The 15,166-nt window shown below is 64.4% G+C and carries 14 protein-coding genes; 8 read left to right on the forward strand and 6 right to left on the reverse strand.

What is annotated here, in order from left to right; genetic code table 11:
- The 8 genes from EOA24_RS03745 to EOA24_RS03780 all read left to right on the forward strand — a co-directional run.
- A partial coding sequence (locus EOA24_RS03745; protein ID WP_133374457.1) for a sugar ABC transporter substrate-binding protein occupies positions 1 to 1,032 on the forward strand: 1,032 nt, incomplete at its 5' end.
- 144 nt (positions 1,033 to 1,176) lie between these two features.
- Complete coding sequence (locus tag EOA24_RS03750; RefSeq protein ID WP_126079999.1) at positions 1,177 to 2,049, forward strand: sugar ABC transporter permease; 873 nt, start codon at positions 1,177 to 1,179, stop codon at positions 2,047 to 2,049.
- 11 nt (positions 2,050 to 2,060) lie between these two features.
- Positions 2,061 to 2,885 carry a carbohydrate ABC transporter permease gene (locus EOA24_RS03755; RefSeq protein WP_126079998.1) on the forward strand — a complete coding sequence of 275 codons (825 nt, stop codon included), beginning with the start codon at positions 2,061 to 2,063 and terminating at the stop codon, positions 2,883 to 2,885.
- A gap of 45 nt (positions 2,886 to 2,930) precedes the next feature.
- A complete protein-coding gene (locus EOA24_RS03760; protein ID WP_126079997.1) occupies positions 2,931 to 3,935 on the forward strand; it encodes an ABC transporter ATP-binding protein in 1,005 nt (334 codons plus the stop codon).
- A 10-nt stretch (positions 3,936 to 3,945) separates the two neighbouring features.
- Positions 3,946 to 4,716, forward strand: coding sequence for an L-iditol 2-dehydrogenase (locus EOA24_RS03765; RefSeq protein WP_127256340.1), 771 nt, complete (start codon positions 3,946 to 3,948; stop codon positions 4,714 to 4,716).
- Between the two features lie 164 nt (positions 4,717 to 4,880).
- Positions 4,881 to 6,359, forward strand: coding sequence for a mannitol dehydrogenase family protein (locus EOA24_RS03770; protein ID WP_127256343.1), 1,479 nt, complete (start codon positions 4,881 to 4,883; stop codon positions 6,357 to 6,359).
- Between the two features lie 20 nt (positions 6,360 to 6,379).
- A complete protein-coding gene (locus tag EOA24_RS03775; RefSeq protein ID WP_126079994.1) occupies positions 6,380 to 7,063 on the forward strand; it encodes an HAD-IA family hydrolase in 684 nt (227 codons plus the stop codon).
- Positions 7,060 to 8,646, forward strand: coding sequence for an FGGY-family carbohydrate kinase (locus tag EOA24_RS03780; RefSeq protein ID WP_126079993.1), 1,587 nt, complete (start codon positions 7,060 to 7,062; stop codon positions 8,644 to 8,646). The genes EOA24_RS03775 and EOA24_RS03780 overlap by 4 nt, the downstream gene beginning before the upstream one ends.
- On the opposite strand, the gene ugpC is transcribed toward EOA24_RS03780, so the two are convergent.
- The 6 genes from ugpC to EOA24_RS03810 all read right to left on the reverse strand — a co-directional run bounded on the left by ugpC (position 8,639) and on the right by EOA24_RS03810 (position 15,024).
- Positions 8,639 to 9,733 (reverse strand): sn-glycerol-3-phosphate ABC transporter ATP-binding protein UgpC, encoded by a 1,095-nt coding sequence (ugpC, locus tag EOA24_RS03785; RefSeq protein ID WP_126079992.1) that lies wholly within the window; start codon positions 9,731 to 9,733, stop codon positions 8,639 to 8,641. The genes EOA24_RS03780 and ugpC overlap by 8 nt on opposite strands.
- A gap of 3 nt (positions 9,734 to 9,736) precedes the next feature.
- Complete coding sequence (locus EOA24_RS03790) at positions 9,737 to 10,783, reverse strand: NAD(P)-dependent alcohol dehydrogenase (protein ID WP_126079991.1); 1,047 nt, start codon at positions 10,781 to 10,783, stop codon at positions 9,737 to 9,739.
- Between the two features lie 14 nt (positions 10,784 to 10,797).
- A complete protein-coding gene (locus tag EOA24_RS03795; RefSeq protein ID WP_126079990.1) occupies positions 10,798 to 11,610 on the reverse strand; it encodes a carbohydrate ABC transporter permease in 813 nt (270 codons plus the stop codon).
- Positions 11,611 to 11,621: 11 nt separating this feature from the next.
- Entirely contained in the window at positions 11,622 to 12,488 is an 867-nt protein-coding gene (locus tag EOA24_RS03800) for a sugar ABC transporter permease (RefSeq protein WP_042637447.1), read from the reverse strand.
- Positions 12,489 to 12,593: 105 nt separating this feature from the next.
- Entirely contained in the window at positions 12,594 to 13,868 is a 1,275-nt protein-coding gene (locus EOA24_RS03805) for an extracellular solute-binding protein (RefSeq protein ID WP_126079989.1), read from the reverse strand.
- A 238-nt stretch (positions 13,869 to 14,106) separates the two neighbouring features.
- Positions 14,107 to 15,024 (reverse strand): AraC family transcriptional regulator, encoded by a 918-nt coding sequence (locus EOA24_RS03810; protein ID WP_127409591.1) that lies wholly within the window; start codon positions 15,022 to 15,024, stop codon positions 14,107 to 14,109.
- Between the last annotated feature and the right edge of the window lie 142 nt (positions 15,025 to 15,166).

Genomic DNA, 15,166 nt, shown 5'->3' on the forward strand with positions numbered 1-15,166 from the left:
AAGCAGAGCTGGCTGCTGCCGCTCGACAAGCTCGGCGACGACTATGACGTCAAGGACATCATCCCGGCCATCGCCGGCGGCCTGTCGGTCGACGGCAAGCTCTATGCCGCGCCCTTCTACGGCGAAAGCTCCTTCGTCATGTACCGCAAGGACCTGATGGAGAAGGCGGGCCTGAAGATGCCCGACGCGCCGACCTGGGAATTCATCAAGCAGGCCGCCGACAAGATGACCGACCGCGCCAATGGCGTGAACGGTGTCTGCCTGCGCGGCAAGGCCGGCTGGGGCGAGAACATGGCCTTCCTCACCGCCATGTCGAACTCCTTCGGCGCCCGCTGGTTCGACGAGAACTGGAAGCCGCAGTTCGATCAGCCCGAGTGGAAGAACACGCTGCAGTTCTATGTCGACCTGATGAAGGCCGACGGTCCGGAAGGCGCTTCGTCAAACGGCTTCAACGAGAACCTGGCGCTGTTCCAGCAGGGCAAGTGCGGCATGTGGATCGACGCCACCGTCGCGGCGTCCTTCGTCTCCGATCCGAAGGCCTCGCAGGTCGCCGACAAGGTCGGCTATGCGCTGGCGCCCGACAACGGCCTAGGCAAGCGCGGCAATTGGCTGTGGGCCTGGTCGCTGGCGATCCCCGCCGGCACCCAGAAGGCCGATGCCGCCGAGAAGTTCGTCTCCTGGGCAACCAGCAAGCACTATGCCGAGCTGGTCGCCTCGAAGGAAGGCTGGGCCAATGTTCCGCCTGGAACGCGCTCCTCGCTCTACGCCAATCCGGAGTACCAGAAGGCGGCGCCCTTCGCGAAGATGACGCTGGACTCAATCAACGCCGCCGACCCGACGCATCCGACCGTCAAGCCGGTGCCCTATGTCGGCGTGCAGTTCGTCGCCATTCCTGAATTCCAGGGTCTCGGCACCACCGTTGGCCAGCTCTTCTCGGCCGCCCTTGCCGGCCAGTCGAGCGTCGACGACGCCCTCAAGCAGGCCCAGGACGCAGCCACCGCGGCGATGACCGAAGGCGGCTACATCAAGTAAGGCTCCTCCCGGTGCCGAACGCCGGTCGCGCATCATGGCCGGCAAGGGGCCGCCCGAAACCCAGTTCGGGCGGCCACCCTTCAAAACCGGGAAGATTCTGGGCGCAACTCTGAAAATCCGGCTGACTTTGGGAGGGTGACCGTCATGGCTACTCAGCAAACCCGTTCGCTTGCCCGCTTCATGATGGCGCCATCGGTGATCCTGCTGTTCGTCTGGATGATCGTGCCGCTGCTGTTCACGCTCTGGTTCTCGTTTCAGCAATACAATCCGCTGAACCCGATGCGTGACGGCTTCGTCGGCTTCTCCAACTACGCGCTGTTCTATTCCAACCCGGCCTTCCTCTATTCGATCCTCAACACGCTCACCATCGTCGTCAGCGTGCTGGTCATCACGGTGGTCGGCGGCATCCTTCTGGCGATGCTGCTCGATCAGCCGATCTGGGGCCAGGGCATCGTGCGCATCCTGGTCATCTCGCCGTTCTTCGTCATGCCGCCGGTCGCGGCACTTGTCTGGAAGAACATGATCATGCACCCGCAATACGGCGTCTTCGCCGACATTGCGCGCTTCTTCGGCGCCCAGCCGATCGACTGGTTCGGCCAGCACCCGCTGACCGCCGTCATCCTGATCGTCGCCTGGCAGTGGCTGCCCTTCGCCACGCTGATCCTGCTCACCTCTTTGCAGTCGCTCGACGGCGAGCAGAAGGAGGCGGCCGAGATGGACGGCGCCGGCTTCGTGAGCCGCTTCATCTACCTGACACTGCCGCACATGTCGCGCGCCATCACCGTCGTCATCCTGATCCAGACGATCTTCCTGCTCTCGATCTATGCCGAGATCCTGGTCACCACCAATGGCGGCCCGGGCTACGCCTCCACCAACCTGCCCTTCCTCGTCTACCAGAAGGCGCTCCTGGAGTTCAAAATCGGCCAGGCATCCGCCGGTGGCGTGATCGCCGTCATTCTCGCCAACATCGTTGCCTTCTTCGCCATGCGCGCCGTCGGCAAGAACCTCGACAAATAAGGGAGGATAAGATGGCCCGCGCAGTCACCACCCAGCACAAGACCATCGCCACGGCCGCGGCCTGGATCGTCGCCCTGCTGATCTTCTTTCCGATCCTCTACACGATCATCACCTCGTTCAAGTCGGAGCAGGAGGCGATCCAGGGCTTCAACCTCATCCCGTCCGGGACCTTCGAGAGTTACTCGGAGGTCCAGCAGCAGAGCGGCTACTTCAAGTTCTTCTTCAATTCGGTGCTGCTCTCGGTCGGCTCGACCATCCTCGCGCTCATCGTCGCCGTCCCGGCGGCCTGGTCGATGGCGTTTTCGCCGAGCAAGCGCACCAAGGACATCCTGATGTGGATGCTGTCGACCAAGATGATGCCGGCGGTCGCGGTGCTGTTCCCGATCTACCTGATCTTCCGCGACACCGGCCTGCTCGACAGCCGCATCGGCCTTACCGTGATGCTGATGCTGATCAACCTGCCGATCGTGGTCTGGATGCTCTACACTTATTTCCGCGAGATCCCAGGCGAGATCCTGGAAGCGGCGCGCATGGACGGCGCCTCGCTGTGGAACGAGATCATCTATGTGCTGACGCCGATGGCCGTTCCCGGCATTGCCTCGACCATGCTCTTGAACATCATCCTCGCCTGGAACGAAGCGTTCTGGACCATCCGGCTCACCACCACCAACGCGGCGCCGCTGACCGCCTTCATCAGCTCCTTCTCCAGTCCGCAAGGCCTGTTCTGGGCCAAGCTCTCAGCGGCCTCGACGCTGGCGATCGCGCCGATCCTGATCATGGGCTGGTTCAGCCAGAAGCAGCTGGTGCGCGGCCTGACCTTTGGTGCCGTGAAGTAGAAAGCCCACGCGGCGGACGACCAAGACCATCCCCGGGAGGAAACCATGGGAAACATCACGCTCAAGAACGTCTCCAAGTCCTTCGGGTCGACGACGATCATTCCGAACATCGACCTCAACATCGAGGACGGCGAGTTCGTGGTGTTCGTCGGCCCCTCGGGTTGCGGCAAGTCCACGCTGCTCAGGCTGATCGCCGGGCTGGAGGACACCAGCGGCGGCACGATCTCGATCGATGGCCGCGACGTCACCCGCGAGGCTCCGGCCAAGCGCAAGCTCGCCATGGTCTTCCAGTCCTACGCGCTCTACCCGCATATGACGGTCGCCAAGAACATCGCCTTCCCGCTGAAGATGGCCGGCGAGGACCAGGCGACGATCGACAAGAAGGTGAAGGACGCGGCACGCGTCCTCAACCTCACCAATTATCTCGAGCGCCGCCCGGGTCAGCTCTCCGGCGGCCAGCGCCAGCGCGTCGCCATCGGCCGCGCCATCGTGCGCCAGCCCTCTGCCTTCCTATTCGACGAGCCGCTGTCCAACCTCGACGCCGCGCTTCGCGGCACCATGCGGCTGGAGATCAGCGAGCTGCATCAGCAGCTGAAGACGACGATGATCTACGTCACCCACGACCAGGTCGAGGCCATGACCATGGCCGACAAGATCGTCGTGCTCAACGCCGGCAACATCGAGCAGGTCGGCTCGCCGATGGAGCTCTACAAGACGCCGAAGAACCTCTTCGTCGCTGGCTTCATCGGCTCCCCCAAGATGAACATGATCGAAGGCGCGCCGGCGGAGAAATACGGCGCCAAGACCATCGGCATCCGGCCCGAACATCTCAACATCTCGACCTTGTCCGGCGACTGGAAGGCGACGGTCGGCGTCGCCGAGCATCTCGGCTCCGACACCTTCCTGCATGTCCAGGCGGACGGCATCGGCACCGTCAATGTCCGCGCCGACGGCGAGGTTGCGGTCAGGCATGGCGACACCGTCTACCTGACCCCCGACAAGACCAAGCTTCACCGCTTCGGCGCCGACGGCAAGGCGCTGGCCGCGTGAGGACGGGACAGTGAGGCTGAAAGCCAAATCGGCGCTGATCACCGGATCGGCGCGCGGCATCGGCAGGGCCTTCGCCGAAGCCTATGCGCGCGAAGGCGCGACGGTGGCGATTGCCGACATCGACCTCGACGCGGCGCAAGCGACGGCGAAAGCGATCGGCCCCGCTGCTTACGCGCTGCGGCTCGACGTCACCGACCAGGCCTCGATCGAGGCGGCGGTGAAAGCTGTCGAGGCGAAGACCGGCGGGCTGGACGTGCTGATCAACAATGCCGCGATCTTCGACCTGGCGCCGATCGTCGAGATCACCAGGGCGAGCTACGACAAGCTGTTCGCGGTCAACGTCGCCGGCACGCTGTTCATGCTGCAGGCCGCCGCCCGCTCGATGATCGCGCGCGGCCGGGGCGGCAGGATCATCAACATGGCAAGCCAGGCAGGCCGGCGCGGCGAGCCGCTGGTCGCGGTCTATTGCGCCACCAAGGCCGCTGTCATCTCGCTGACGCAATCGGCGGGGCTCGACCTCATCAAGCACCGCATCAACGTCAACGGCATCGCGCCGGGCGTCGTCGACAGCGACATGTGGGACCAGGTCGACGCGCTCTTCGCCAAATATGAGAACCGGCCGAAGGGCGAGAAGAAGCGCCTGGTCGGCGAAGGCGTGCCTTACGGCCGCATGGGCAAGCCCGAGGACCTCGCCGGCATGGCCGTGTTCCTCGCCAGTGACGAGGCCGAATACATTGTTGCCCAGACCTACAATGTCGACGGCGGCCAATGGATGAGCTGACGGGATGAGTTGAGGGGGGAGGCGCTTCTCTCTTTTCCTCCGGAGCAAGCGTCGCGGGGCAGGTGAGGGGCAGCATGCTGGAACACCAGATGTTGCCCCTCATCCTCGCTCTCCTCAGGAGGCGTAAACAGTCGGGCTGCAGATCGGCCAAAGGGTAAAATGAGATGACCGTGAAACTCTCTTCCTCGAACCTCGCCAGCCTGCCGGCCAAGGTCGCCGGTCCGAAATATGACCGCTCGGCCTTGAAGGCCGGCATCGTCCATTTCGGCGTCGGCAATTTCCACCGCTCGCACCAGGCTGTCTATCTCGACGACCTGTTCGCCACCGGCGAAGGCCATGACTGGGCTCTGATCGGCGCCGGCGTGTTTGAGGGCGAGAAGATCGGCCGTTCCAAGCTGCAGGAACAGGACTGGCTGACCACTGTCGTCGAGCAGGACCAGGGCCATATGAGCGCCCGCGTCACCGGCGCCATGATCGATTTCCTGACGCCTCGCGATGCGGCCGCGATCATCGAGCGGCTTGCCGATCCGGCGATCAAGATCGTCTCGCTGACCATCACCGAAGGCGGCTATTTCATCGACCCGGCTTCCGGCAAGTTCAACCCGGCCCATCCCGACATCGTCGCCGACGCGCAACCGGGCGCCGTGCCGAAAACCGTGTTCGGCATCGTCCTTGCCGGCCTGCTGCGCCGGCGCGCCGACGGCATCGTGCCCTTCACCGTCATGTCCTGCGACAACATCCCCCATAACGGCCATGTCACCTCAGACGGCGTCATCGGCCTTGCCCGGCTGATCGACGAGGACCTGGCAACATGGGTGGAGGACAAGGTCGCCTTTCCGAACGGCATGGTCGATCGCATCACGCCGGCCACGACCGACCGCGAGCGCCGCATCCTCGCCGACGATTTCGGCTTGGAGGACAACTGGCCGGTGTTCTGCGAGCCGTTCAAGCAATGGGTGCTGGAGGACCATTTCACCGCCGGCCGTCCGGCCCTGGAAAAGGTCGGCGTGCAGTTCGTCAAGGACGTCTCGCCCTACGAGCTGATGAAGATCCGCATCCTCAATGGCGGCCACGCGACAATAGCCTATCCGGCCGGCCTGATGGACATCCATTTCGTCCATGAAGGCATGCAGGAGCCGCTGGTGCGCGCCTTCCTGTCGAAGCTCGAGCATGACGAGATCATCCCGACCGTGCCGCCGGTGCCCGACACCGATCTGGAGGATTACTACCAGCTCATCGAGCGGCGATTCTCCAATCCCAAGATCGGCGACACCATCCGCCGGCTGTGCCTCGACGGTTCCAACCGCCAGCCGAAATTCATCATCCCGACCATCGCCGACCGGCTGAAGGCGGGCGAAGGCGTCGCCGGCCTCGCGCTGGAATCGGCCTTGTGGTGTCGTTACTGCTTCGGCACCACCGACAGCGGCGCCGTCATCGAGCCCAACGACCCGAGCTGGGGCCGCATGCAGGCCACCGCCAGGGCGGCCAAGGATGACCCCAAGGCCTGGCTGGCGATGGAGGACATCTACGGCGATGTCGGCCGCTCGCCCGTCTTCGCCGGGGCCTTCGCCCATGCCTTGAAGGTGCTGTGGGCGAACGGCGCACGCGAAACCCTGGCGCGCTATCTCGCCGGCAAGCTCTGAGGCCAGCGGAAGCCTGCCCGATGACGCCTGAGCTGGTCATCTTCGACTGTGACGGCGTGCTGGTCGATAGCGAGGCGCTTTCGGTCTCGGCGCTGCTCGGCATGATCGAGCTCGCCGGCGGCACGGTCAGCGAGGACGCTGCCTACGAGCATTTCCTCGGCAAGAGCATGAAAAGCGTGCGCGAGATCCTCGGCCAAGAGTTCGGGCTGGAGATCAGCGACCAGCATCTGACCGCGATGCGCGTCGACCTGATGCGCAAGTTCCGCGAGGAATTGAAGCCGATCCCCGGCATCAAGGAGGTGCTGCCGAAGCTCGGTCTGCCTTGCTGCGTCGCCTCGTCCGGCACGCTGGAACGCATCCGCTACGCGCTCGACGTCACCGGCCTGCTGCCGCTGCTGGAGCCGCATATCTTCAGCGCCACCATGGTCAAGCGCGGCAAGCCGGCGCCCGACCTTTTCCTCCATGCCGCTGCCTCCATGCGGGCGCATCCACGCAATTGCCTGGTCGTCGAGGACAGCCCGGCCGGCGTCGCCGCGGCGCGCGCGGCTGGCATGCGCGTCCTTGCCTTCACCGGTGGCTCGCATGCCTCCAATCCGGCGCTCAAGGCGCGGCTTGCGTCGACGGAACCGGACTCTATATTCGCTGACATGCTGCAATTGCCCGATCTGATTGCAGGCCTGGGAGCGAGAGTAAAAGCATCTTGACGAAGAGTTTCGTTTGCGCGGTCGATGTCGGCACCGGGAGCGCTCGCGCGGGTATTCTTGACGCGCGCGGCAACCTGCTTGCCCGCGCCGATCATCCAATCGCCATGCACCAGCCCAAGCCCGATCATGCCGAGCATGATTCGGAGGACATCTGGTCGGCGGTGTGCAAATCGGTGCGGTCCGCCCTCGAGAAATCCGGCGTTGCCGCCGGCGATATCGCCGGCATCTCCTTCGACGCCACCTGCTCGCTGGTCGCGCGCGACAGGCAAGGCGGCCAGATCAGCGTCTCGGTCACCGGCGAGAGGCGCTGGGACACGGTCGTCTGGCTCGATCACCGCGCCATCGCCGAGGCCGATGAATGCACGGCAAGCGGCCATGCCGTGCTCGATTATATCGGCGGGGTGATGTCGCCGGAGATGGCAACGCCGAAGCTGATGTGGCTGAAGCGCCATCTGCTGCAGACTTGGAATGAAGCCGGCTATCTGTTCGACCTGGCCGATTTCCTGACCTGGAAGGCATCAGGCTCGCTCGCCCGCTCGCAATGCACGCTGACGGCCAAATGGACCTATCTCGCGCATGAGGAAGAAAGCTGGCGGCGCGATTTCTTCGAGCTCGTCGGCCTCGGCGATCTGTTCGAACATGGCAATCTGCCCGAAAAGGCGAGCCCGGTCGGCACCGATATCGGTCCGCTGACGGCGAAGGCCGCCGCCGAGCTCGGCCTGACTGAGAAATGCCGGGTCGGCGCCGGGGTCATCGATGCCTATGCGGGCGCGCTGGGTGTCCTGGGCGGCTTTGCCGGCGACGAGAAGAACATCAGCCGGCACTTGGCGCTGATCGCCGGCACATCGTCCTGCGTCATGGCGATGTCGCATGACCCGCAGCCCTTCGCTGGCGTCTGGGGCCCCTATTTCGGCGCGGCCTTGCCGACGCTGTGGCTGTCGGAAGGCGGCCAGTCGGCCACCGGCGCCCTGCTCGACCACATCATCCGCTGGCATGGCGCGGGCGGCGAGCCGGACGCGGCCATGCATATGAAGATCGCCAGGCGCGTCGCCGAATTGCGCGCCGAGGAGGGCGATGCGCTGGCGGCCAGGCTGCATGTGCTGCCGGACTTCCACGGCAACCGTTCGCCGCTCGCCGACCCGCATGCGGTCGGCGTCATCAGCGGCCTGACGCTCGATTCTTCCTTCGACAGCCTGTGCAAGCTCTATTGGCGCACCGCCGTCGGCATCGCGCTCGGCGTGCGCCATGTGCTCGAGGCCCTGAACGAGAACGGCTATCTGATCGACACGCTGCACGTCACCGGCGGCCACACCAAGAACCCGCTGTTGATGGAGCTCTATGCCGACGCCACCGGCTGCACGGTGGTCGAGCCGCTGGCCGACGAGGCGGTGCTGCTCGGCACCGGCATGGTGGCGGCGACCGCCGCCGGCCTCTATCCCGATCTCAACGCCGCCTGCGTCGCCATGCAGCAGGGCGGCAGGACGCGCGCGCCCAACAAGGAAGCCGGCGCCCGCTTCGATCGCGACTACCGCATCTTCCTCGAAATGCACCGCCAGCGGCAGATGCTCGACGCTATCAGCTGACCTGTTGCCTGCGCAGCGACTTGCCGGTCTCCGCGTCGAACAGATGGATGCCTTCTTCCTCGAAGCTGTAGCGAACCGGCGCGCGCAACTTCGGGCATTCGCGGGCCGGCACCAGCGCGCTGATCTCTTTGTCGCCCGAGCCGAACGTCACCAGCGCGTCATTGCCATGGAATTCGATGAGGTCGGCGGTGCCTTGCAGGATGTTGCCTGCGCCTCCGTTTGCCGTCTTGAGATCCGGAGGCCGGATGCCGAGCACGACCCGATCGCCGTGCCGCAGGTCGAAAGCGCTGCCTTCAAGCGAGAGCACCGTCCCCGTGCCGGTCAGCGTCCAGCCATCGCCCTTGCGGCCGACCGTGGCCTCGATGAAATTCATATTCGGCGTGCCGATGAAGCCGGCCACGAACTGGTTGCCGGGCCGCCGATAGATCTCCGCCGGCGAGCCGATCTGCTCGATCACGCCGTCCTTCAGAAGCACGATCCGGTCGGCAAGGGTCATCGCCTCGAGCTGGTCGTGCGTGACATAGACGGTGGTGGTCTTCAGCGACTGGTGCAATCTCGCGATCTCAACCCGCATATGGTTGCGCAGCTTGGCGTCGAGATTGGAGAGCGGCTCGTCGAACAGGAACACTTTCGGCGTCTTGATCATGGCGCGCGCGATCGCAACGCGCTGCTGCTGGCCGCCGGAAAGCTCGGTCGGCTTTCGACCGAGATAGGGCTCCAGCCCAAGCGTCTTCGAGACCGCCTCGACCCGCTTCTTGATCTCGGCCGCCGGCACCTTCTGCCGCTTGAGCCCGAAGGCGACGTTGTCGAAGATCGTCATATGCGGATAGAGAGCATAATTCTGGAAGACCATGGCGATGCCGCGGTCGCCCGGCTCGAGATCGTTGACCACCTTGCCGCCGATCGACACCTCGCCGCCGCTGATGTCTTCCAGCCCCGCCAGCATCCTGAGAAGCGTGGACTTGCCGCAGCCGGAAGGCCCCAGGAACACGACGAACTCATGCTCCTCGATCGCGAGGTTGAGATCGCGGATGACGGTCGTGGCGCCATAGGCCTTGTCGACATGGGAGCAAACGATGGCGGACATCCCTTATCCCTTCTCGCCGGTCAGCAGGATCTGCAGCTTGACGTCCTGAGGCCTGCCTTGCGCGGCGCGCTCGAACGCCTTGATGCTCGCGGAGAAATCATAGGTGCCGGTAATCAGCGGCTTGAGGTCGACCTTGCCGGAGGCGATCAGCTGCAAGGCGCGGTCGAAAATGTTGGCATAGCGGAACACGGTCTCGATGCGCACTTCCTTGGAGATCGCCGCCGGCACATTGAGCTCGACCGTCTCCACCGGCAGCCCGACCAGCACCACCGCGCCGCCCGGCCGCACGATGTCGAACAGGTTGGCGAAGGCCTTCGGGCTGCCGCTCGCCTCGAATACGATATCGGCGCCCCAATTGTCCGTCGCGCTCCGCACCGCGTCGACCAGCGACTGCTCGCCGACATTGACCGGCACGATGCCCGGATACTGGCCGGCGATCTCAAGCTTGGGTGCGGAAAAATCGGAGATCAGCACCTTGGAACAGCCGCCCGCCAGCGCGGCGAGCGCGATCATGATGCCGATCGGGCCGCAGCCGACGACGACGGCGACGTCGCCCGGCACGATGCGGGCGCGCGCCGCCGCCTGCATGCCGATGGCGAAAGGCTCGACCATCGCGCCTTCGGCGAAGGAGACATTGTCCGGCAGCTTGTAGGTGAAGGCCGCCGGATGAACGGCGTATGGCGCCAGCACGCCGTGCACCGGCGGCGTCGCCCAGAAGCGGACGTCCGGGTCGACATTGTAGATGCCGAGCTTCGTCGCGCGCGAGGAAAGATTCGGCACGCCCGGCTCCATGCAGACGCGGTCGCCGACTTTCAGGTTCGTGACGTTGGCGCCGACCTCAACGATCGTTCCCGAGGCCTCATGGCCGAGCACCATCGGCTGGCGCACGATATAGCTGCCGATGGCGCCATGCGTGTAGTAATGCACGTCGCTGCCGCAGACGCCGACCGTGTGGATGGCGATCCGGACATCGTCCGGTCCGACGTCTTGCGGCAGCGCGATCTCGCGCAGCGACAGTTCGCCTTTTTTCTCAAGCACCAGTGCCCGCATCGGGTATCCTCGCTTCAACTTTTCTTTTGCCGGAAAACGGAATTCAGGAAGCCGCTCAGAACACCGAGGAAGAGCAGCGGCGGCAGCGACAGAAGCACCACCGAGGCATTGAGGATGCCCCAAGGCACGTTCATGCCTTGCTGCGACAGCTCGGAAGCCACGATCGGCAGCGTCTTGGCGTTGGAACTCGACAGCATCAGCGCGATCAGGAACTCGTTCCAGACCAGCACGAAGCTGAAGGCGATGGCGCCGACCAGCGAGCGCGCCGCGACAGGAAGCGCGATCCGCCAGAACACCGAATAGGCGCCGTAGCCGTCGACGAAGGCCGCCTCCTCGATCTCCTTCGGCACGCCCTGGAAGGCCGGGATCGCAAGCCACATGATCACCGAGATGGTCAGCAGCGAGTAGGTGACGATCAACGCGGGAAGCGTGTCGTAGAGGCCGATCTGCAGCCAGATCACCATCAGCGGGATGGCGACCGCCACCGGCGGCAGGAAGCGCAGCGAAAGCACGAAGAACTGGATGTCGCCGGCGAAGCGGTTGGGATAGCGCGCCACGGCATAGGCCGCCGGCAGGCCCAGCACGATGCCGATCAGCACGGCCGCGCCGCAGGCGACCGCAGAATTGTAGAGCCCGGTCAGCACGCTATCGCGGCCGAGGATGTAGCTGATATTGGCGAGCGTCGGCGTGAAGATCACCTTCGGCACGCGCGTGATGATGTCGACATTGTTCTTCAGCGCGTTGAGCGCCGTCCACACCAGCGGGAACACGGCCAGGAACCCGGCCAGCGCCAGGACGGCCTTGGCGATCAGGCGGCCCGGTTTCATCCGATATGGCCTCATGCCTGCACCCGCTTCCACAGCATGGTGAAGGTGATGACGGTCGCGATCATCATCAGCACCGCCATGGCCGAAGCATAGGACACCTTGCCGGATTCGATGAAGCCTTGCGAGAAGGCGTACATGTCGAGCGTTTCGGTCGCGACGCCGGGCCCGCCGCGCGTCATCACATAGATGAGGTCGAAGGAGCGCAGCGACTCGATCATCTTGACGAACATCAGGCTGATCAGCGGCGCCTTCAGCATCGGCAGTGTCACGTAGGCATGGATCTGCCAGCGCTTGGCGTGGTCGAGCCTGGCCGCCTCGATCGGCTGCGGCGGCAGGGTTTCGAGCAGCTTGAGCACGATGACGGCGAAGAACAGTCCCCATTGCCAGACATCCACCGAAGCGACGGCGAACAGCGCTGAGCCGGGCTTGGACAGCGGATCGAAGATCAACCCGCCGGTGATCAGCCGGTAGGGATAGGTGGCGATGCCGTAGAGCGGGTGATAGGCGAACTTCCAGACGAAGGCCGCCGAGACGCGCGGCAAAAGCACGGGGATGATGAACAACAGGCAGTAGAAGTTGCGCAGGCGCGGGCCGGCGACCTCGAACATCAAAACGCCTAGCCCGATCGCCACCACCATCGTCGCCACGACGGTGACGATCTCCCATTTCACCGAGACCCAGACGGCGTTGAGGAAACGGCGATCGCTAAAGAGATCGGCGAAGTTCGAGAACCACACCCAGGAATAGCCCGGCGCGCTCAATTCGCGGTTCTGCAGCGCGATCACGATGGCGTAGAGCGTCGGCACCATCGACAGCACCAGAAGGATGGCGAGGGTGGGAACCAGAAATGTGACCGGCAGGGAAGAGCGTCGCCGCATTGCCTCTCCTCGGGTTTGTCGCGGTGCCTTGGATCGAAGGGAACCCGCGGCGCGGATCCCGGCATTCCTTCGAATGCCGTGGACCGCGCGCCGCGGGCGGGAGGATTACTTCTTCTTCACCAGGTCGTTGGCATAGGCCTCGAGCTCGTTGAGGCCGCCCTTGATGTCGGTGCGCGTGCCGGTGACCAGTTCTTCCAGGATGATGCCCCAGCGGTCGCCGAGATCGGGCCAGCGCGGATCCTGCCAGAAGTTCACCGCCGTCACCTTCCCGGTTTCGGCCAGCGCCTGGCCGAGATCGGCGCCGTAGATGTCGGCGAACTCCTTGCTGGAGAGCACGCTGGTGCGGTTGAGCTCGCCGAACTGATGCGCGTCCAGCCGGCGCTTCTCGTTCTCCTTCGACGTCGCCCAGGCGATGAACAGGCCGGCGCATTTCTTCGCCGCGTCATCCGCATTGGCCTTGGTGCCTATGGCCAGCCCATGGCCATAGCCGCCGCCGGGCAGCGGCGACGGCGGCGGTAGGAAGCCAACCTTGCCGACCACCTGCGAGGTCTTCGGATCTACGGCCATGCCCGACAGCGGCGTCGATTCGACAAGGATCGCGACCTGGCCGGAGAGGAAGGCGCCGGTCGATTCATCCCAGCTGCCGGTCTGCGTGCCGGCGGCCGAGTCCTTGAAGAGCTTGAGATAGGTCTCTGTCGCCTTCACGGCGGCGTCGGAATTGAAAGCCGGCTTGTCGCCGTCGAACCACTTGCCGCCATAGGCCTTGAAGAACGGCATCCAGCGCCAGACATTGGCGCCCGAGCCGCGCGCGCCGCGCAGCGCGATGCCGTATATGCCCTTGTCGGCATTGGTCAGCTTCGGCACGTCGGCGATCAGCTCGTCCAGCGTCTTCGGCGGCTGGATGCCGGCGGCCTCCAGCACATCCTTGCGGTAAACCATCAAGTCGCCGCCGCCGGTCAGCGGCGCGAACCAGACCTTGCCGTCATAGGTGGCGACCTTCTGGCGGCCCGGATCGAAATCGGCATAGTCGTAGTCAGCCGGGTAATAATCGGTCAGCGGCACGATCCAGCCCGAGGAGGCGAACAGCGCCACATTGGCCTCGTCGACATAGTAGACGTTGTAATTGCCGACGGTGGAAGCATCGGCGCGCGACTTGGCGCGGCGGTCGTTCTCGTTGAGGTAGTCGATCTGGAACGAAGCGCCGGAGAGCTTCTTGAACTCATCCTTGGAGTCCTCCAGAAGCGTCAGCCCGTCGCGCGGCTGCGCCAGCACCTTGACCGGCGCCGAGCAGACGGGCGCCTGGGCAAGTGCTGCGGTTGACACGGAAGCGGTAAGCACGAACGCTGCGCCGAGGCTGGCAGCGAGCCGATATGATTTCATTGATTTTCTCCTCCAGGAACAGTCGCGAAGCGGCAGATCCTTGGCCAAGCGACCCTCACCGTCGCCCGTCTGACCTGTCACCCGTCGCCAAAATGAGCAGTTGGAAGAGGCGAGACTAGAAGCCCCGTTGCAGCAGACCTGTACTTTTATGCATTGTGCGCCGCAAAAAATGTCGCCGGCAGAGTCTGTCCGTCACACGAGTATCAGTGCAATCGGAAGTGGCCGGATATCGGCTGTGTCACGCTCTTAGCGTCAGCCGCTGCCGCGACAGCTTGCGGTAGGAGGACGGCGTCATCTTGTGCTTGCGCAGGAAGGCGCGGTTGAAGTTCGAGATGTTCATGTAGCCGACCTGGAAGCAGATGTCGGTTATCGGGATCTCGGTGTCTGCGAGCAGCTTGCAGGCCTGCCAAAGCCTCAGCTTGGCGACATGGTCGCTGAAGGAGTTGCCGGTGTTCTTCTGGAAGAAGCGCGAGAAGGTGCTTTCGCTCATCCCAGCCAAGGCTGCCACGTCCGGCAGCTTCAGATCCTCGGCGAAATGCTGGAACAGATAGATCAGCGAGCGCTGAATGATGTCGAGCGACTCCGCATCGAGAAGCGGCGAAAAGTCGGGCGACGACAACAGCGCGTATTCGTCGGTGGTGGCCAGAAGGTCGAGCAGCTCGAGGAACATGCGGAACCTTGCCAGCCCGTGCACTTCGCCCATTCTTTCCATCAGCTCGGCGCCGTCCAGCGCCGTCTGGCCGTGGAAGACCATGCCGCGCAGCGAGCGCTCCAAGAACGGCTCCAGCTCGCGCAACTCCGGCAGCAGCCCGGACGAACCGCGCAGCCGCTCGGCGTCGAACTGCAGCACGATATCGCGGCCCTCGATCAGCTCGCCCGGCTGCACCGCCGTCACCCAGTCATGTGGCAGCCCGCCGCCGACGAGGGTCAGGTAGCCCGGCCCGAACTCGCCGATATGGTCGCCGACCAGCACCACGCCGGACGATTTGCGCAGAAGATGGATCTCGTATTCCGGATGGAAATTCCAGACATTGCGCTCCCACGGATAATCGTCCAGCCGCCACAGGAAGCTCTCGCTCGCCTCCGTGACGATGTGCTCGAAGGCGGGCGCCGTGCGCGGAATCGCGGCCGTGTTCTTTCTGCGCCTGAACGGCATCCATTCCTCCCGGCATGGCGCGCCGGCTGCGCATGCCCGGGGGCATCCGTAGCAGCCTGCGGCCGGCAAATGAAGGAGGCGCGGGGAATCGCAGCTCCGCCTGGATCAATCGCTAACGCGGCCTCCTCCCTTGCCAACATGT

The organism is Mesorhizobium sp. M2A.F.Ca.ET.039.01.1.1, from assembly GCF_003998035.1.
Classification (GTDB): domain Bacteria; phylum Pseudomonadota; class Alphaproteobacteria; order Rhizobiales; family Rhizobiaceae; genus Mesorhizobium.

Bases quoted from the DNA above. Each gene is read 5' to 3' on its own strand.
- EOA24_RS03800 (WP_042637447.1), bottom strand. From the start codon at position 12,488: ATGCGGCGACGCTCTTCCCTGCCGGTCACATTTCTGGTTCCCACCCTC.
- EOA24_RS03755 (WP_126079998.1), top strand. From the start codon at position 2,061: ATGGCCCGCGCAGTCACCACCCAGCACAAGACCATCGCCACGGCCGCG.
- EOA24_RS03805 (WP_126079989.1), bottom strand. From the start codon at position 13,868: ATGAAATCATATCGGCTCGCTGCCAGCCTCGGCGCAGCGTTCGTGCTT.
- EOA24_RS03810 (WP_127409591.1), bottom strand. From the start codon at position 15,024: ATGCCGTTCAGGCGCAGAAAGAACACGGCCGCGATTCCGCGCACGGCG.
- EOA24_RS03750 (WP_126079999.1), top strand. From the start codon at position 1,177: ATGGCTACTCAGCAAACCCGTTCGCTTGCCCGCTTCATGATGGCGCCA.
- EOA24_RS03770 (WP_127256343.1), top strand. From the start codon at position 4,881: ATGACCGTGAAACTCTCTTCCTCGAACCTCGCCAGCCTGCCGGCCAAG.
- ugpC (WP_126079992.1), bottom strand. From the start codon at position 9,733: ATGTCCGCCATCGTTTGCTCCCATGTCGACAAGGCCTATGGCGCCACG.
- EOA24_RS03760 (WP_126079997.1), top strand. From the start codon at position 2,931: ATGGGAAACATCACGCTCAAGAACGTCTCCAAGTCCTTCGGGTCGACG.
- EOA24_RS03790 (WP_126079991.1), bottom strand. From the start codon at position 10,783: ATGCGGGCACTGGTGCTTGAGAAAAAAGGCGAACTGTCGCTGCGCGAG.
- EOA24_RS03795 (WP_126079990.1), bottom strand. From the start codon at position 11,610: ATGAAACCGGGCCGCCTGATCGCCAAGGCCGTCCTGGCGCTGGCCGGG.
- EOA24_RS03775 (WP_126079994.1), top strand. From the start codon at position 6,380: ATGACGCCTGAGCTGGTCATCTTCGACTGTGACGGCGTGCTGGTCGAT.